We start from the raw sequence: 17,183 nt of genomic DNA, 5'->3' as shown, positions 1-17,183 counted from the left end.
GTGAGCAGCACCGAACAGGCCTCGTCCGTCTCCGCGGGCGCGCCGTCCGCCCCTGAGCCGACCGCGACCGCGACGGCCGGGCTCGTCGAGCCGGGGCCAGTCCCGTCGTCGTGGTGGAAGGCGCTCGGCGTCTTCGATCTCGAGACGACCGGCATCGACGTCGAGACGGCGCGCATCGTCACGGCGCACGTGGGGCTCATCGACGCCACGGGGGCGAGCATCGCCCACGGAGAGTGGCTCGCCGACCCCGGCATCGAGATCCCGGAGCAGGCGAGCGCGGTGCACGGCATCTCGACCGAGCGTGCCCGGCTCGAGGGGCGGCCAGCGGTCGAGGTCGTGGCCGAGATCATCGCCGCTCTCCGTGCGGTGTTCGCGCGCGGCGTGCCCCTGGTCGTCTACAACGCCCCGTACGACCTCACCCTGCTCGACCGTGAGGCCCGGCGCCACGGCCTCGAGCCGCTCGGCGACGTCGGCGAGATCGGCTGCGTCGTCGACCCTCTCGTCATCGACAAGGCCGTCGACACCTACCGCAAGGGCAAGCGCACGCTCGAGGCCGCCGCGGGCGTCTACGGCGTCGTGCTCGACGACGCCCACGACGCGGGGGCGGACGCCGTCGCGGCGGGCCGGGTGGCGCAGGCGATGGCCCAGAAGTTCCCCGACCGTCTCGACGTCCCGTCGACCGAGCTCCACGACCTCCAGGTCGGCTGGTGCGGCACCCAGGCCGCGAGCTTCCAGGAGTACATGCGCCGCACGAAGGACCCGTCCTTCACCGCGTCGGGCGAGTGGCCGCACCGGTCGCTGCCCGGCGTCTGAGCCGGCCTCCCGCAGGCAGCCGACCCGCGACTCCCCCGGGCAGTCGACCCGCGACTCCCCCGGGGCTGCCGACGGCCCGCCCCGTGGGCGGACGCAGAAGAGGCGGCCCACCGGAGTGGACCGCCTCTGTCGGCTGAGAGCTGCTGCTTACTTGCCGAAGTTCTTGTAGCGCGAGTTGAACTTCTCGACGCGACCGGCCGAGTCGAGGATGCGCTGCTTGCCCGTGTAGAACGGGTGCGACTCGGACGAGATCTCGACGTCGATGACCGGGTAGGTCTCACCGTCGAGCTCGATGGTCTTGTCGCTCGTCGTCGTGGAGCGCGTGAGGAACGTGGCGCCCGATGCGAGGTCGCGGAAGACGATCTGCTTGTACTCGGGGTGGATGTCGGTCTTCATGAGAGTCCTAGGTCTAGCGGATGAGTGGTGGTGTGAGTCGGGGGGACCCGGCGCGACGAACGCCCCGGACCAGCTGTCAACGATACCAGACGGGCGGCCCGGATCGCAGGAGGCGGGGGTCAGCCGGCAGCGCGTGCCGCGTACCGGCCGTCCGCCGACGTGACCGTCAGGTCGAGGCTGAAGACGGCGCCGAGGGTCTCGGCCGTGACGACCTCGTCGAGGAGCCCGGCGGCGACGACGTGGCCGCGGTCGAGGAGGAGCGCGTGCGTGAAGCCGCGCGGGATCTCCTCGACGTGGTGGGTGACCATGACGATGGCGGGCGAGTCGTCGGAGGACGCGTAGCCCGAGAGCATGCCGAGGAGCTCCTCGCGGGCGCCGAGGTCGAGGCTGGCCGCGGGCTCGTCGAGCAGCAGCAGCTCGGGGTCGGTCATCACCGAGCGGGCGATCTGGACCCGCTTCTGCTCGCCGTCGCTGAGCTCGCCGAACGTGCGGTCGGCGAGGTGGTCGAGGTTCCACTCCTCCAGCACGCGGTGCGCGCGGCGGACGTCTACGGTCTCGTACTCCTCGTTCCAGCGCCCGGTGACCGAGTAGGCCGCGGTCAGCACGACGTCGACGACCTTCTCCTTCGCCGGGATGCGGCGCGCAACCGTCGTCGAGGCGAAGCCGATGCGGGGGCGGAGGTCGAAGAGGTCGACCGACCCGAGGTCGGAGCCGAGCACCTCGGCGGTGCCCGACGAGGGGTGGCTCTGCGCGGCGGCGACCTGCAGGAGGCTCGTCTTGCCGGCTCCGTTCGGCCCCAGGACGACCCAGCGCTCGTCGGACTGCACCGACCAGCTCACGCCGTCGACGACGGGAGAGCCTCCACGGACCACGGACACATCGGTGAGCTGCAACACGGTCGACATGCTCATCAGCCTAGCGACGCAGCCCCTCGTACACGCCGAGCGTGCGCTCGGCGATCCGGCCCCAGCTGAACTCGGCCTCGGCGCGCATCCGGCCCGCGCGGCCCATCAGCCGGGCGAGCCCGGGGTCGCCGACGACCTCCGTCAGCACCCCGGCGAGGTCGCGGACGAATCGGTCGGGGTCGAGGGGGGTGCCGGTGCCGTCCTGCACCTGCTCCAGCGGCACGATGCGGCCGGTGAGGCCGTCCGCGACGACCTCCGGGATGCCGCCGGTGTCGGAGCCGACGACCGGCACGCCGCAGGCCATGGCCTCGAGGTTCACGATGCCCAGGGGCTCGTAGACCGAGGGGCAGACGAAGGTCGTGGCGGCCGAGAGCACGGCGCTCAGCTCGTGGCGGGGCAGGACGCGCTCGATCCAGACGACGCCGCTGCGCTCCTCCTGGAGCTCGCGGACGAGGGCGGTGACCTCCGCCATGATCTCCGGGGTGTCGGGCGCCCCCGCGCAGAGCACGAGCTGCACCTCCGGCGGCAGCAGCTTCGCGGCGCGCAGCAGGTAGGGCAGGCCCTTCTGGCGGGTGATCCGGCCCACGAAGACCACCGCGGGGCGGTCGGGGTCGATGCCCAGACCCCGGACGACCTCGGCGTCGTCGACGCGCTGCCAGCCGTCGAGGTCGATGCCGTTGTAGACGACGCTGACCTTCTGCTCGTCGATGCCCGGGTACGACCGGAGGATGTCGCGGCGCATGCCCTCGCTGACGGCGATGACGGCGTCGGCCGTCTCGTACGCCTGGCGCTCGATCCAGCTCGACACGCGGTACCCGCCGCCGAGCTGCTCGGCCTTCCAGGGCCGGAGCGGCTCGAGGCTGTGGGCCGTCAGCACGTGGGGCACGTCGTGCAGCATCTGCGCGAGCTGGCCGGCGGCGTTCGCGTACCAGGTGTGGCTGTGGACGACGTCGGCCCCGCCGACGTCCTGCGCGATGCGGACGTCCGTGCCGAGGGTGCGCAGGGCTCCGTTGGCGTCGGCCAGCTCGGCCAGGTCGGGGTAGCCGGTCGTGCCCGGCTCGGCGTCGACGGTGCCGAACGCGCGCACCTGCACGTCGATCGACGACCGGAGCGCCTTCACGAGCTCCGAGACGTGGACTCCCGCCCCTCCGTAGACGTTGGGCGGGTATTCCTTGGTGATGACATCGACTCGCACGCTGATCACCGTAGTCGCGCGGCGCTGAATCGTGCCATCCTGGCCCCATGGCATCAAAGAAGATCTTCGGCATCGTGCTCGCTGGTGGCGAGGGCAAGCGCCTGATGCCGCTGACCGCGGACCGCGCCAAGCCGGCCGTCCCGTTCGGTGGCAACTACCGCCTCATCGACTTCGCGCTCAGCAACCTGATCAACTCGGGGCTGCGCCAGATCGTCGTGCTGACGCAGTACAAGTCGCACAGCCTCGACCGCCACGTCTCGCAGACCTGGTCGATCGAGGGGCTGCTCGGTGCGTACGTCGCGTCCGTCCCCGCCCAGCAGAGGCTCGGCAAGCGCTGGTTCGCCGGCAGCGCCGACGCCATCCTGCAGAGCCTCAACCTCCTCCGTGACGAGAAGCCCGACATCGTCGTCGTGGTCGGCGCCGACCACGTCTACCGGATGGACTTCTCGCAGATGATCGAGGCGCACGTCGCCTCGGGCGCCGGCGTCACGGTCGCCGCGATCCGCCAGCCGATCTCGCTCGCCGACCAGTTCGGCGTCATCGAGGTCGACGGCGACGACCCGACCCGCATCGGCCGGTTCCTCGAGAAGCCGACCGACGCGACGGGGCTGCCCGACTCCCCCGGCGAGATCCTCGCGTCCATGGGCAACTACGTCTTCGACGCCGACGTCCTCATCGACGCCGTGCTCCGCGACGGCGAGAAGCCCGACTCGAACCACGACATGGGCGGCGACATCGTGCCCGACTTCGTCTCGCGGGGCGACGCCGCCGTCTACGACCTCAACCGCAACGAGGTCCCCGGGGCCACCGAGCGTGACCGCTACTACTGGCGCGACGTCGGGACGATCGACTCGTTCTACGACGCGCACCGCGACCTGATCTCGGCGCTGCCGATCTTCAACCTGTACAACACCGACTGGCCGATCTTCAGCCAGCAGCTCAACTCGCCGCCCGCGAAGTTCGTCCGAGACGCGCACGGCAACCTCGGCACGACCATCGACTCCGTCGTCTCCCTCGGGTCGCTGCTGTCGGGCGCGCACGTCGAGCGCAGCGTCCTCGGGCCCTGGTGCACGCTCGACTCGGGCTCACGCGTCGTCGACTCGATCGTCTTCGAGCGAGCCCACATCGGGCCGGGCGCGGTCGTCGAGCGCGCGATCCTCGACAAGGACGTCGTCATCTCGGCCGGCGCCTCCGTCGGCGTCGACGCCGAGGTCGACCGGGCCCGGGGCTTCACCGTGACGCCCTCCGGCATCACCGTCGTGGGCAAGGGCGTCCGCGTCGACCAGTAGGGGCCGGGACCGTTCCGGGAGGGCGGGCCGCTACGCCGTGTGACCTCAGCGTCCGCGGCGGGCGGCCCGCCCTCACTATGGTGGGGGCGTGCCGCGCTTCCTCACCGTCCTCGACGTCGACTCCACGCTCATCGAGAACGAGGTGATCGAGCTCCTGGCCGACGCCGCGGGGTCGCACGCCGAGGTCTCCCGGATCACCGAGCGGGCGATGGCGGGCGAGCTCGACTTCGCCGAGAGCCTCACGGCTCGCGTCGCCACCCTCGCCGGCCTGTCGGAGGGCGTCTTCGCCGACGCCGTCGCCCAGGTCCGCGTCACCGAGGGCGCCGAGGAGCTGATCGCGGGCCTGCACGCCCACGGCAGCGTGATCGGTGTGGTCTCGGGCGGCTTCCACGAGGTCCTCGACCCGGTCGCCGAGCGCCTCGGGCTCGACCACTGGCGGGCCAACCGCCTCGAGGTCGTCGACGGCGTGCTGACCGGTCGCGTCAGCGGCCCCGTGGTCGACGCCGAGGGCAAGGCCGCCGCGCTCCGCGAGTGGGCCGAGGAGTCGCGGGTCGACCTCGAGCACACGGTGGCGGTCGGCGACGGGGCGAACGACCTGCTGATGATGCGGGCCGCCGCGCTCTCCGTGGCCTTCAACGCCAAGCCCCGCGTCCGCGAGCAGGCCGACCTCGTCGTCGCCCGGTGCGACCTCGCGGAGCTCCTGCCCCTGATGGGGCTCCGCGGCTGACCGGCCCCGCCGCGACGCCCCGTCCTCCGGGGGTCGGGGTCAGTGCCCCATGCCCAGGCCGCCGTCGACCGGGATGACGGCGCCGGAGATGTAGGCGGCGTCGTCGCTCGACAGCCAGGCGATGGTCTTCGCGACCTCCCCGGCGGTGCCGAAGCGCTGCGCGGGGATGGTCTTGCGGTACTCGGCCTGCTGCTCGTCGGGCAGCACCGCCGTCATGTCCGTCTCGATGAAGCCGGGGGCCACGACGTTCGCCGTGATGCCCCGGGCACCGACCTCGCGGGTCAGCGACCGCGCGAAGCCCACCAGCGCGGCCTTCGACGACGCGTAGTTGACCTGGCCGGGGCCGCCGTAGAGGCCCACGACGCTCGAGACGAGCACGATCCGGCCGAAGCGGGCCTTGAGCATGCCCTTCGAGGCGCGCTTGACGACGCGGAACGCGCCGCCGAGGTTGGTGTCGACCACCGAGGTGAAGTCCTCCTCGGTCATCCGCATGAGGAGTCCGTCCTTCGTGATGCCGGCGTTGGCCACGACGACCTCCACCGGGCCGAGCTCGGCCTCGACGGCGGTGAAGGCGGCGTCGACCGAGGCGGAGTCGGTCACGTCGGCGACGACCGTCATCGTGCCCTCGGGGCCCTGGCCGCTGCGCGCGGTCACCGCGACGCGGTGGCCCTGGGCGACGAACTCCTCGGCGATGGCGCGGCCGATGCCGCGGTTTCCGCCGGTGACGAGGACGGTGCGTGGCGTGGTCATGGTGTCTCCTCGGGGTCGTGCGTCGGGCGCAGCGTGGGGGGCGACCGGAGGTCGTGGCCGTTCGCGGCCGCCGACCAGCCTACTGTCGGCTGTCGGGCTTAAGATCGGCTCACGCGCCGCCCGTGGCGCTCTGAGCCCGTGAGTGCATGAAGACTTCCCAGCCGATCACCTCCCTCCCCCCGTCGCCGACCGACGATCGCCACTCCCGCATGCGCCGCTACCTGCTGGCCACCGGGATCCGCATCGTCTGCATCGCCCTGTGCTTCGTCATCCCGCTCTCCTGGTGGACGCTGCTCCCCGTCCTCGGCGCCGTGGTCATCCCCTACGTCGCCGTCGTCCTGGCCAACGTGGGCCACGAGTCCGGGCAGGAGGTCGAGCGCCCCGGCGGCGTCGAGCTCTACCGCGGTCCCGACCCGGCGTGGCAGCCCGAGGCCGAGGCCCCCGCCCCGGAGCCCGTCCGGCCGGTCGTCGTCGACGACGAGCCCGACGACGACGCACCCGTGGCGGGTGCCGACGGCGTCCTCCGCTGATGCTCGGCCTCGGTCTCGACGGCCCCGGTGACGTCCAGTGCTCGCGCGCCGGGTGCACCGCCTCCGCCGCCTCCGCGGTCAACTGGCGGAACCCGAAGATCCACGGGCTCGACCGGGTGAAGGTCTGGTCGGCCTGCGCCGAGCACGTCGACTTCCTCGCCGAGTTCCTCCGGGCGCGCGACTTCCCCGTCGTCGTGACGGCCGCGGGCGTCACGGTCGACCGGGTCCCCGAGGAGGCGCGGTGAGCGACGCGCGCACCACCGGCGCCCGCAAGTGGCTGGGCTACCTCGGCGTGGTCGTCGTCTTCGCCGTCGTCTGCGGCTTCCTCGCCCACTGGCAGTGGAGCCGTCACGAGGAGAAGATGGCCGTCGTCCACCAGCTCGAGCAGCGCTACGACGCGGCCCCCGTGCCCCTCGACGAGGCCCTGCCCGCGCTCGACTCCTACGACCCCGCGCTGGAGTGGCAGCCGGTGAGCATGACCGGGACGTACGCCGCCGACGAGACCCTGCTCGTGCGCAACCGGCCCCTCAACGGGCAGCCCGGCTTCGAGGTGCTCGTGCCGTTCCGGGTCACCGGCGGTGACGTCTTCGTCGTCGACCGCGGCTGGGTGCCCACGGGCAACGACCAGGACGCCCCCGACGAGGTCCCCGCTCCCCCGGCGGGCGAGGTCACGGTGACCGCCCGCCTCAAGCCGGGCGAGCCCGCCCTGGGGTCGCGCACCGGAGTCCCCGGCACGAACCAGATCGCCACCGTGCAGCTCAGCGAGGTGCAGGCCCGGGTGAGCGGCACGATCTACAGCGCCTCGTACGGCCTGCTGCAGAGCGAGACGCCGGCGCCGGCCGAGGCTCCCGTGAAGGCGAGCGCGCCCGAGATCGACACGGGCCTGAACCTCTCCTACTTCGTGCAGTGGATCATGTTCGCGGTCGGCGCCTTCGCCTTCCTCTTCTACGTCTTCCGGCAGGAGCGCCGCAACCGGGCCCTCGACGAGGAGGGCGCCGACGGCGACGAGGCCCGAGTCCGGGAGGCCGAGCGTGCCCGCCGGCGCGCTGCCCGGCCGCTCGCCGACAACGACGCGGAGGACGAGCTGCTCGACGCCGCCGGCCACTGACCCGGCGCGGGCGGCGTGCCGCCCCGTCGGTCAGGCGAGGTTGATGAGGTCGCTGTAGTCCTTGGTCCAGTGGTCCTCGGTGCCCTCGGGCATGATCAGCACGCGTTCCGGGTTCAGCGCCTCCACCGCTCCCTCGTCGTGGCTGACCAGGACGACGGCCCCCTCGTAGTTGGCGAGGGCGTCGAGGATCTCCAGGCGGCTGGCGGGGTCGAGGTTGTTCGTGGGCTCGTCGAGCAGCAGCACGTTGGCGCCGGAGACGACGATCATCGCCAGGGCGAGGCGGGTCTTCTCGCCACCGGAGAGGACGCCGGCCGGCTTGGCCGAGTCGTCGCCCGTGAAGAGGAACGAGCCCAGCACGCGCCGCGCCTCCATCTCGGTGATGTTCGGCGACGACGAGACCATGTTCTCGAGCACGCTGCGCGCGACGTCGATCGTCTCGTGCTCCTGGGCGTAGTAGCCGACGCGCAGGCCGTGGCCCGGCTCGAGCTGCCCCGTGTCGGGCTCGTCGACGCCCGCGAGGATGCGCAGCAGCGTGGTCTTGCCGGCACCGTTCAGACCGAGGATCACGACCTTCGAGCCGCGGTCGATGGCGAGGTCGACGGCTGTGAAGATCTCGAGCGAGCCGTAGCTCTTCGAGAGGTTCGAGGCCATCAGGGGCGTCTTGCCGCAGGCCACCGGCGTCGGGAAGCGCAGCTTGGCGACGCGGTCGACGGCACGGACCTCCTCGAGGCCCGAGAGCAGCTTCTCGGCACGGGCGACCATCTGGTGGGCCGCCGCGGCCTTCGACGCTTTCGCGCCGAAGCGCGCGGCCTGCTTCTGCAGCGCCGACGCCTGCTTCTCGGCGTTCGAGCGCTCCTTCTTGCGGCGCTCCTCGTCGGCGGCGCGCTGGCGCTGGTAGTTCCGCCAGCCCATGTTGTAGATGTCGATCGCCTGGCGGTTGGCGTCGAGGTAGAAGACGCGGTTGACGACCTCCTCGACCAGCTCGATGTCGTGGCTGATGACGATGACGCCGCCCTGGTACGTCTTGAGGTACTCGCGCAGCCAGACCACGCTGTCGGCGTCGAGGTGGTTCGTGGGCTCGTCGAGGATCATCGTGTCGGCGGCCGAGAAGAGGATGCGCGCGAGCTCGATGCGTCGGCGCTGGCCGCCGGAGAGGGTCGAGAGCGGCTGGTCGAGGATCCTGTCGGGCAGGCTGAGGTTGCTGGCGATCGACGCCGCCTCGGCCTCGGCCGCGTAGCCGCCGAGCGCGTTGAACTGGTCGTCGAGGTCGCCGTACCGCTTCATGGCGCGGGCGGCGACGTCGGCGTCGGGGTCGCCCATGAGGAGGGTCGCCTCCTGGATGCCGAGCAGGAGCTGGCCGAGGCCGCGGGCGTCGAGGATGCGCGTGCGGGCGAGGTCCTCCGGGTTGCCGCTCCGGGGGTCCTGCGGCAGGTAGCCGATCTCGCCGCCGCGCTCGATCTTGCCGTCGGTCGGCTGGGTCTCCCCCGCCAGCGTCTTGGTCATGGTGGTCTTGCCGGCGCCGTTGCGCCCGACGAGACCGATCTTGTCGCCCTTGTCGACGCGGAAGTTCACGTCGGCCATCAGCAGGCGAGCGCCGACGCGGATCTCGAGGTCGTGCACGGAGAGCACAGCAATATTCCAATCGATTGGGAGGATGTCCACAACGCAGCCCGAGCAGGGGCCGCCTCTAGGATGAGACATCGCGTGGAGGGGGTCGCAGCACTGCGCTGCCGACCAGCCGCTCGGCCGATCAACCTACCCATTCTAGGAGACTGCATGACGAACACTGCTGCACCGATCTCACGGCCGGTCCTCGCCGACCGCCTGGTCACGAGGAACTGGGCCACCGACGTCGCCCTCGTCCTCGGCGGAGCGGCCTTCACCAGTGCCCTCGCCCAGGTGCAGGTTCCCCTCTGGCCCGTCCCCGTCACGGGCCAGACGCTTGCGGTGATGCTCGTCGGTGCGACCCTCGGGGCGCGTCGTGGGGCCCTGTCGATGCTGACCTACCTCGTGCTGGGCGTCGTCGGCCTCCCGATCTTCGCCGAGTTCACCGGCGGCCCCCTCAGCGTCCTCAAGCCCAGCTTCGGCTTCATCGTCGGGTTCATCCCGGCGGCGGCGCTCGTGGGCTGGCTCTCCCAGCGCGACTGGGACAAGAAGTGGCTGCTGTCGGTCGTCGCGTTCTTCCTCGCCAGCCTCGTGCCCTTCGTGGTCGGCCTGCCGTACCTCGCGGTCGTCCTCAGCAGCCTCGGGGTCGAGGTCACCCTCGCGACCGTCCTGACCGTCGGCGTCGTCCCCTTCATCGTGGGCGGCGTGGCGAAGTGGCTGATCGCCGCCTCGGTGCTGCCCCTGGCGTGGCGCGGGCTCCGTCGCCTGGAGCGCTGAGCGCAGCTGCCCCGACGCACGACGACGGGCCCCGGTCAGGAGACCGGGGCCCGTCGTCGTGTCCGGCGTCGGCCGGGGTGGATCAGATCGAGAAGCCGATGGCGCGCATCATGTCGCGCCCGTCGTCCGTGATCCGGTCGGGACCCCACGGCGGCATCCAGACCCAGTTGATCCGGAAGGCGTCCACGACGCCGTCCAGCGCGTTCGCGGTGTCGGCCTCGATGACGTCGGTCAGCGGGCAGCCGGCCGAGGTCAGGGTCATGCTGATGATGAGGGCGTTCTCGTGCTCCTCGTCCATCGCGAGGTCGTAGATGAGGCCGAGGTCGACGATGTTGACCCCGAGCTCGGGGTCGACGACCTCCTTGAGCGCCTCCGCGACCTGGTCGAACTTCTCCGGGGCCAGAGCGACCGCCACGGTCAGCTGCCCACCGGGGCGTCGACGGCCGCCGCAGCCGCCGCAGCGGAGACGTAGCGGTCGTAGCCCTCGTTCTCGAGGCGATCGGCGAGCTCCGGTCCGCCCTCGTCGGCGACGTGGCCGTCGACGAACACGTGGACGAAGTCGGGCTTGATGTACCGGAGGATCCGCGTGTAGTGCGTGATCAGCAGGAGGCCCAGGCCCGTGTTGGCCTTCGCCCGGTTGACGCCCTCCGAGACGATCTTGAGCGCGTCGACGTCGAGACCGGAGTCGGTCTCGTCGAGGACGGCGAACTTCGGCTTGAGGAGCTCGAGCTGCATGATCTCGTGCCGCTTCTTCTCGCCGCCGGAGAAGCCCTCGTTGACGTTGCGCTCGGCGAAGGCCGAGTCCATCTTGAGCGCCGACATCGACTCGCGCAGGTCCTTGATCCAGCCACGGATGGCCGGGGCCTCGCCGTCAAGGGCGGTCTTCGCCGTGCGGAGGAAGTTCGAGACGGTGACCCCGGGGATCTCGACCGGGTACTGCATCGCCAGGAAGAGCCCCGCCTTGGCGCGCTCGTCGACGCTCATGTCGAGCACCTCGACGCCGTCGAGGCGGATGGAGCCGCCGTCGACGTTGTAGCGCGGGTGGCCGGCGATCGTGTAGGCGAGGGTCGACTTGCCGGAGCCGTTGGGGCCCATGACGGCGTGGATCTCGCCCTCCTTGATGGTCAGGTCGACGCCCTTGAGGATCGGCTTGGGGCCGGCGTCGGTGTCGATGCTGACCTTGAGGTCGCGGATCTCGAGAGTGCTCATGCGTTCATTCCTTACTGTGCGACGCCGGCGGGCGACGCGGTGGTGTCGACGAAGACGTCGCCGTCGACGACGGAGACGGCGAAGACCGGGACGGGTTCGTAGGCGGGGAGGGTCAACGGCTTGCCCGAGGTGAGCTCGAACTTGGAGCCGTGCGCCCAGCACTCCAGGGTGTCGTCCTCGACGAAGCCCTCGGAGAGCGAGATGTCGCCGTGCGTGCAGGTGTCGCCGATGGCGTGGATGACCCCGGCGCTGTCCTTCACGACGGCGACGGCCACGCCGTCGACGACGACGCGGAGCGCCTGCGCGGGCGTGATCTCGTCGGAGGAGCAGACGCGCGTGCTCATGCGGTGGGCTCCACGACGGACGGGCCGGAGGTCAGCTCGACCTCGAGGGCGTCGATGAGGCGCTGCTGCAGCTCGGGCTCGCCGATCTTCTGGACGACCTCGCTGAGGAAGCCGAGCACGACGAGGCGACGGGCCTCGGCTTCGTCGATGCCCCGCGACTGGAGGTAGAAGAGGTGCTCGTCGTCGAAGCGGCCGGTGGCGCTGGCGTGGCCCGCCCCGGCGATGTCGCCCGTCTCGATCTCGAGGTTCGGGATGGAGTCGGCCCGAGTGCCCTCGCTGAGGACGAGGTTGCGGTTCTGCTCGTAGCTGTCGGTGCCGGGCGCCGTCCGCGCGATGAGGACGTCGCCGATCCAGACGGTGCGGGCTCCCTCGCCCTGGAGCGCGCCCTTGTAGTTGACGCGGCTCCGGCTGTTCGGCGCGTCGTGGTGGACGAAGACCTGCTGCTCGAGGTGCTGACCGGCGTCGGCGAAGTAGACGCCGTAGAGCTCGGCGTCCGAGCCCTGCCCGGCCAGGTGCGCCGAGGGGTTGACCCGCACGACCGACCCGCCGAGTGAGACCACGAAGTGCTTCAGCTGCGCGTCGCGCCCGATGGTCGCGAAGTGGCTGGCGAGGTGGACCGCCTCGTCGTCCCACTCCTGCAGCGTCACCACGGTGAGGTGCGCCCCGTCGTCGACGACGATCTCGACGTTCTCGACGAGCTGGGCGGCGCCCGTGTTGCGGAGCACGACGAGCGACGTCGAGTTCGCCGTCGCGTGGATGAGGGTGTGGCCGGCACGCGGTGCCGTGTCGAGGCCGGAGCGCCCGATCGTCACGGTCGAGGGCTCGTCGCCGCTCAGGGTCACGAGCAGCACCTTCTCGGTCGCGGCCCAGGCCGAGGCCGAGGCCTTGTCCTCGGGCTGGCCGGCCCGGCCGACGCGGGAGTCGCTCCGGTCGACCCAGTCGACCGTCGCCCCGGCGGTCTCCCGCGCGAGGTACGCGTAGGGAGACCCGTCCAGGGGGCCGTCGATGAGGGGGCGCAGACGCTCGACCGGGCTGAGCTTCCAGTCGACCTCGCGGCCGGTGACCGCGGGGAACGCGGCCGGGTCGGTGCTGCGGAAGCGCTCGGAACGGGTCTGGACCGGGACGACGCCCCAGCCTCCGTCGCTGTGCGCCTTCGCGCCGTGCTGCACGCCCTCGGGGGTCGTGCTCGTTGTGGTGGGTGCTACGGCGGACATCTAGCCGACGGATCCTTCCATGCTCATCTCGATGAGCTTGTTGAGTTCGAGGGCGTACTCCATCGGGAGCTCCCGCGCGATGGGCTCGATGAACCCGCGGACGATCATGGCCATGGCCTCGTCCTCCGCCATGCCGCGCGACATCAGGTAGAACAGCTGCTCCTCGCTGACGCGCGAGACCGTGGCCTCGTGCCCGAGCTGCACGTCGTCGACGCGGATGTCGATGGCCGGGTACGTGTCAGAGCGCGACATGGTGTCGACCAGCAACGCGTCGCAGCGCACCGTGTTGGCGCTGTGGTGCGCCGAGTCGTCGACCCGGACCTCACCGCGGTACCCCGCACGACCGCCGCCGCGGGCGATGGACTTCGAGACGATGGACGACGTCGTGTACGGCGCCATGTGGATCATCTTCGCGCCGGCGTCCTGGTGCTGGCCGGGGCCGGCGAAGGCGACGCTGAGGGTCTCGCCCTTGGCGTGCTCGCCCGCGAGGTAGATCGACGGGTACTTCATCGTGACCTTGGAGCCGATGTTGCCGTCGATCCACTCCATGGTCGCGCCCTCGTGCGCGATGGCGCGCTTGGTGACGAGGTTGTAGACGTTGTTCGACCAGTTCTGGATCGTCGTGTAGCGCACGCGGGCGTTCTTCTTCACGATGATCTCGACGACGGCCGAGTGCAGCGAGTCGCTCTTGTAGATCGGGGCGGTGCAGCCCTCGATGTAGTGCACGTAGCTGCCCTCGTCGGCGATGATCAGCGTGCGCTCGAACTGGCCCATGTTCTCCGTGTTGATGCGGAAGTAGGCCTGCAGGGGGATCTCGACGTGGACGTTCTTGGGGACGTAGACGAACGAGCCGCCCGACCAGACCGCCGTGTTGAGCGCCGCGAACTTGTTGTCGCCCGCGGGGATCACCGAGCCGAAGTACTCCTGGAAGAACTCGGGGTGCTCGCGCAGCGCCGTGTCGGTGTCCATGAAGATGACGCCCTGCTGCTCCAGGTCCTCGCGGATCTGGTGGTAGACGACCTCGGACTCGTACTGGGCGGCGACGCCGGCGACGAGGCGGTTGCGCTCGGCCTCGGGGATGCCGAGCTTCTCGTAGGTGTTCTTGATGTCGTCGGGCAGCTCGTCCCAGGTGGTGGCCTGCTTCTCGGTCGACCGGACGAAGTACTTGATGTTGTCGAAGTCGATGCCCGAGAGGTCTGCGCCCCAGGTCGGCATCGGCTTGCGCTCGAAGAGCGTGAGGCCCTTGAGGCGGTTCTTGAGCATCCACTCGGGCTCGCTCTTGAGGTTCGAGATGTCGGTGACGACCTCGGGCGAGACGCCGCGGCGCGCGGAGGCGCCAGCAGCGTCGGAGTCGGACCAGCCGAACTCGTATTGTCCCAGGCCGTCCAGCTCGGGGCGGTCGATCAGCACGTCTGACATGTGTACCTCTTTCTCTGACGGACCGAACGCGGTGCGCGGAGCCACCATTCCCATGGTGCTCGCCGCGGGCGACGACGGGCCGTTCCTCGCGGTGCGAGTCGAACACCCCGGTCCGCGTGACGATCGCCGCCCCGTCGACGGCCCCCCGGGGCGATGATCGTCGCGGGTGGTCGGCGGGCCCTCCGCGAGCGGAGTGCCAGGGTGCGTTGCCTAGACTGTGACCCGCACCCGGTGCCTCTCGACCCCGTGGTGCTCGTCCGCCTCAGCTGTCTCGCGGCGTCTCCGTCGACGCCGTGCCGGGTTGTGTTCCTGAACCCGTCGATTCTACAGGGCGGAGTCCTGAAATCGACGAAAGGCAGGAGACTGTGAGCAAGGCAGACCAGACCACCCCGGGCGTGCTGTCGAGAGCCTGGGCGTGGCTGCCCACGACGGTCGACTCGCGGGTGCGCTTCATCGCCTGGGCGTCGCTCGTCTGCCAGGTCCTGCTGATCGGCACCGGAGGCGCGGTGCGGCTCACCGGGTCCGGCCTGGGCTGCCCGACGTGGCCGCGCTGCACCGACGACTCCTTCGTGTCGACGCCCGAGATGGGCATCCACGGCGTCATCGAGTTCGGCAACCGGCTGCTGACCTTCGTGCTCACGCTCGTCGTCATCCTCGCCTTCCTCGCCGTGCTGCGCATCCGCAGGGTGCGCCCTGAGCTCTTCCGCATCACCCTCGTCCAGGGACTCAGCATCCCGTTCCAGGCGGTCCTCGGCGGCATCACCGTCCTGACGGGCCTGAACCCGTACATCGTGGGGGCGCACTTCGTGGTGTCCGTCGTGCTGGTCGCCCTGACGACGGTGCTGGTGTACCGGGTGCTGCACGGTCCTCGCGGCACCCGCGCCGCGACTCCCCGGGGCTACGCCCTCCTGGCGCGGGCGGCGGCCGTCGTCGTGGCCGTCACTGTCGTCGTCGGCATCCTCACGACCGGCGCCGGGCCGCACGCCGGCGACGCCGCGACCCCCCGCAACGGCCTCGCTCCCGAGGTCATGGAGCACGTGCACAGCTGGCCCGCCTACGCGACCCTGCTGCTCACCGTCGCGCTCGTCGCCTGGACCCTCCGCGCGGGCCTCCCCCGGCGCTTCCCGCTCCTGCTGCTCGCCGTGGAGGTCGTGCAGATCGCCGTCGGGCTGCTCCAGGCCCGCACGGGGCTGCCGCCCGTGCTCGTCGGCAGCCACATGGTGCTGGCCGCGCTCCTCGTCGCCGCGATGACGGCCGTGCTGCTCTCCCTGACGAACGACCAGCAGCCCGACGAGGTCGAGGCGCCCGTCCGTGAGGCCGAGCTCCGCGTCTGACGCCCGCACCGCCTCCTCGGCGCCCTGCCCCGGTCTCGGGGCGGGGCGCCGTCGTCGTCAGCGGCGCAGGTCCAGCCGCATGATCGTGTCGACCCCGTCGTCCGAGACCGGGACGAATCCCAGGCGGCGGTAGAGCGTCTCGACGCGGCTCCCGGTCAGCACGTCGAGGGTGACCGTGGGCGTGGTGACGGCGGCGACGGCCTCGGTGACGAGACGGGTGCCGAGGCCCCGGCCGCGCGCCTCCTCACGGAGGTAGAAGTGGCGCAGCCAGGTCGTCCCGCCCTCGGGGTGGACGGCGAGGCAGCCGACGACACGGCCCTCGGCGTCGACGACGACGGTGGTCTCGGACGGGACGAACTCGCGGACGAACCGGGCGCGGTTGTACGACGGGCGCCAGACGCCCGCCCGCTCGAGGTCGTCGCGGAGGGCGTGGAGCTTGAGGTCGGCCAGGGCGTCGACGTCGCCGGGGCGCGCCGGACGCGTGGACCAGCCGGGGGCGGGCACGGGCCTAGAAGGGCAGGAGCGGGTCGACGCCCACGGCCAGGAAGAGCAGCGTCAGGTAGGTGATGGAGCTGTGGAAGACGCGCATGGGACGGACCTCGGCGACCTGCTGGATGGCACGGCTGTAGAGGCGGTGGGACTCCCAGATGAACCAGGCACCGCTCGCGGCGGCGACCACGGTGTAGAGCACGCCCATGCCGGCCACGGGGACGAGGAGCAGCGAGCAGGCGACCGTGGCCCAGGCGTAGAGGATGACCTGGAGTCCGACCAGCGAACGACCCCGCACGACGGCGAGCATCGGGACGTCGGCGGCGGCGTAGTCGTCGCGGTACTTCATCGACAGCGGCCAGTAGTGCGGCGGCGTCCAGAGGAAGATCACCATGAAGAGGATGACGGGAGGCCAGCTCAGGTCGTTCGTCACGGCAGCCCAGCCGATCAGGACGGGCATGCAGCCCGCGATGCCGCCCCAGACGATGTTCTGCGGGGTCCGGCGCTTGAGCCAGAGGGTGTACACGACGACGTAGAAGAGGATGGCGCCGAGCGAGAGGGCCGCCGACAGCAGGTTGACGGTGAGGGCCAGCCAGACGATGGAGGCGACGCCCACCACGTACGAGAAGACGAGCGCCTCGCGGTCGGTCACCTCGCCGGTGACGAGGGGGCGGCCCTGGGTCCGCTTCATGATGCGGTCGATGTCGCGGTCGATGTAGCAGTTGAACGCGGAGGCCGAGCCGGCGCTGAGCGCCCCGCCGACGAGGGTGGCGAGCACGAGCCAGAGATTCGGGACGCCGCCCTGGGCCAGGAACATCGTCGGGGCCGTCGTGACGAGCAGGAGCTCCATCACGCGGGGCTTGGTGAGGGCCACGTACGCTCGAGCCTTGCGACGGAAGCCCCGGGGTGCGGTGTCGGGGCGGGTGTCGATGGCTGCGGTCATGAGTCCTCTAACGAGACGAACGGGGTGCCAGGAGAGTCTAGGCGATGAACGTCCGCGTTGACACGGCACCGGGCGTCACCTGCGGGCACGCGACCTCGGTACGTCCCTATACTGGCAGGTGCTTGCCAGTTGCACG

General features: G+C 71.0%; 20 protein-coding genes. 8 read left to right on the top strand and 12 right to left on the bottom strand.

Annotated elements, in window-relative coordinates; translation table 11 throughout:
- A complete protein-coding gene (locus F1C15_RS02075; RefSeq protein ID WP_185232697.1) occupies positions 1-813 on the top strand; it encodes a 3'-5' exonuclease in 813 nt (270 codons plus the stop codon).
- Positions 814-960: 147 nt separating this feature from the next.
- Here F1C15_RS02075 and F1C15_RS02070 read toward each other — a convergent pair whose 3' ends face one another.
- From F1C15_RS02070 to glgA, 3 genes are all read right to left on the bottom strand, one after another.
- Positions 961-1,209 carry a type B 50S ribosomal protein L31 gene (locus tag F1C15_RS02070; RefSeq protein WP_043594989.1) on the bottom strand — a complete coding sequence of 83 codons (249 nt, stop codon included), beginning with the start codon at positions 1,207-1,209 and terminating at the stop codon, positions 961-963.
- A gap of 119 nt (positions 1,210-1,328) precedes the next feature.
- Positions 1,329-2,114 (bottom strand): ABC transporter ATP-binding protein, encoded by a 786-nt coding sequence (locus tag F1C15_RS02065; protein ID WP_185232695.1) that lies wholly within the window; start codon positions 2,112-2,114, stop codon positions 1,329-1,331.
- Positions 2,115-2,124: 10 nt separating this feature from the next.
- Positions 2,125-3,309: a glycogen synthase gene (gene glgA / locus F1C15_RS02060; protein WP_185232693.1), complete on the bottom strand. Its 1,185-nt coding sequence runs from the start codon at positions 3,307-3,309 to the stop codon at positions 2,125-2,127.
- 47 nt (positions 3,310-3,356) lie between these two features.
- Here glgA and F1C15_RS02055 point away from each other — a divergent pair, with 47 nt between their 5' ends.
- Both F1C15_RS02055 and serB read left to right on the top strand, forming a co-directional pair.
- Positions 3,357-4,598, top strand: coding sequence for a glucose-1-phosphate adenylyltransferase (locus F1C15_RS02055; RefSeq protein WP_185232691.1), 1,242 nt, complete (start codon positions 3,357-3,359; stop codon positions 4,596-4,598).
- 88 nt (positions 4,599-4,686) lie between these two features.
- Complete coding sequence (gene serB, locus F1C15_RS02050; RefSeq protein WP_056054879.1) at positions 4,687-5,325, top strand: phosphoserine phosphatase SerB; 639 nt, start codon at positions 4,687-4,689, stop codon at positions 5,323-5,325.
- Between the two features lie 39 nt (positions 5,326-5,364).
- Here the strand turns inward: serB and fabG are convergent, their stop codons facing one another.
- Positions 5,365-6,075: a 3-oxoacyl-ACP reductase FabG gene (gene fabG / locus F1C15_RS02045; RefSeq protein ID WP_185232689.1), complete on the bottom strand. Its 711-nt coding sequence runs from the start codon at positions 6,073-6,075 to the stop codon at positions 5,365-5,367.
- 146 nt (positions 6,076-6,221) lie between these two features.
- Here fabG and F1C15_RS02040 point away from each other — a divergent pair, with 146 nt between their 5' ends.
- The 3 genes from F1C15_RS02040 to F1C15_RS02030 are packed head-to-tail and all read left to right on the top strand — an operon-like array spanning position 6,222 to position 7,713.
- Positions 6,222-6,605, top strand: a complete 384-nt coding sequence (locus F1C15_RS02040; RefSeq protein ID WP_082514359.1) for a DUF3099 domain-containing protein — start codon at positions 6,222-6,224, stop codon at positions 6,603-6,605.
- Complete coding sequence (locus F1C15_RS02035; protein ID WP_185232687.1) at positions 6,605-6,850, top strand: hypothetical protein; 246 nt, start codon at positions 6,605-6,607, stop codon at positions 6,848-6,850. Before F1C15_RS02040 ends, F1C15_RS02035 begins: the two co-directional genes overlap by 1 nt.
- Positions 6,847-7,713: an SURF1 family protein gene (locus F1C15_RS02030; RefSeq protein ID WP_185232685.1), complete on the top strand. Its 867-nt coding sequence runs from the start codon at positions 6,847-6,849 to the stop codon at positions 7,711-7,713. The genes F1C15_RS02035 and F1C15_RS02030 overlap by 4 nt, the downstream gene beginning before the upstream one ends.
- 30 nt (positions 7,714-7,743) lie before the next feature.
- On the opposite strand, the gene abc-f is transcribed toward F1C15_RS02030, so the two are convergent.
- Entirely contained in the window at positions 7,744-9,342 is a 1,599-nt protein-coding gene (gene abc-f / locus F1C15_RS02025; RefSeq protein WP_056054864.1) for a ribosomal protection-like ABC-F family protein, read from the bottom strand.
- 147 nt (positions 9,343-9,489) lie between these two features.
- Between abc-f and F1C15_RS02020 the strand changes: the two genes are divergently transcribed.
- Positions 9,490-10,095 carry a biotin transporter BioY gene (locus F1C15_RS02020; RefSeq protein WP_185232683.1) on the top strand — a complete coding sequence of 202 codons (606 nt, stop codon included), beginning with the start codon at positions 9,490-9,492 and terminating at the stop codon, positions 10,093-10,095.
- Positions 10,096-10,177: 82 nt separating this feature from the next.
- On the opposite strand, the gene F1C15_RS02015 is transcribed toward F1C15_RS02020, so the two are convergent.
- Genes F1C15_RS02015 through sufB form a run of 5 tightly spaced genes read right to left on the bottom strand, consistent with a single transcriptional unit; the run spans position 10,178 to position 14,281 of the window.
- Positions 10,178-10,510, bottom strand: coding sequence for a metal-sulfur cluster assembly factor (locus tag F1C15_RS02015; protein WP_056054862.1), 333 nt, complete (start codon positions 10,508-10,510; stop codon positions 10,178-10,180).
- A 2-nt stretch (positions 10,511-10,512) separates the two neighbouring features.
- A complete protein-coding gene (sufC, locus tag F1C15_RS02010; RefSeq protein ID WP_167259201.1) occupies positions 10,513-11,304 on the bottom strand; it encodes a Fe-S cluster assembly ATPase SufC in 792 nt (263 codons plus the stop codon).
- A gap of 11 nt (positions 11,305-11,315) precedes the next feature.
- On the bottom strand, positions 11,316-11,648 hold the full coding sequence (locus F1C15_RS02005; protein WP_056054855.1) for a non-heme iron oxygenase ferredoxin subunit: 333 nt from the start codon (positions 11,646-11,648) through the stop codon (positions 11,316-11,318).
- On the bottom strand, positions 11,645-12,862 hold the full coding sequence (gene sufD, locus F1C15_RS02000; protein ID WP_185232681.1) for a Fe-S cluster assembly protein SufD: 1,218 nt from the start codon (positions 12,860-12,862) through the stop codon (positions 11,645-11,647). The genes F1C15_RS02005 and sufD overlap by 4 nt, the downstream gene beginning before the upstream one ends.
- The gene (gene sufB, locus F1C15_RS01995) at positions 12,863-14,281 is read right to left on the bottom strand and encodes a Fe-S cluster assembly protein SufB (RefSeq protein ID WP_056054850.1); all 1,419 of its coding nucleotides are present in this window, start codon (positions 14,279-14,281) and stop codon (positions 12,863-12,865) included.
- Between the two features lie 365 nt (positions 14,282-14,646).
- Here sufB and F1C15_RS01990 point away from each other — a divergent pair, with 365 nt between their 5' ends.
- Positions 14,647-15,615, top strand: a complete 969-nt coding sequence (locus F1C15_RS01990) for a heme A synthase (RefSeq protein WP_370543612.1) — start codon at positions 14,647-14,649, stop codon at positions 15,613-15,615.
- Between the two features lie 57 nt (positions 15,616-15,672).
- On the opposite strand, the gene F1C15_RS01985 is transcribed toward F1C15_RS01990, so the two are convergent.
- On the bottom strand, positions 15,673-16,119 hold the full coding sequence (locus F1C15_RS01985) for a GNAT family N-acetyltransferase (RefSeq protein WP_185232679.1): 447 nt from the start codon (positions 16,117-16,119) through the stop codon (positions 15,673-15,675).
- A gap of 4 nt (positions 16,120-16,123) precedes the next feature.
- A complete protein-coding gene (locus tag F1C15_RS01980; RefSeq protein WP_056054843.1) occupies positions 16,124-17,047 on the bottom strand; it encodes a heme o synthase in 924 nt (307 codons plus the stop codon).
- Positions 17,048-17,183 lie beyond the last annotated feature (136 nt).

Source organism: Frigoribacterium sp. NBH87 (assembly GCF_014217665.1).
GTDB classification, from domain to species: Bacteria; Actinomycetota; Actinomycetes; order Actinomycetales; family Microbacteriaceae; genus Frigoribacterium; species Frigoribacterium endophyticum.
This window is presented reverse-complemented; position numbering and strand designations above follow the sequence as displayed.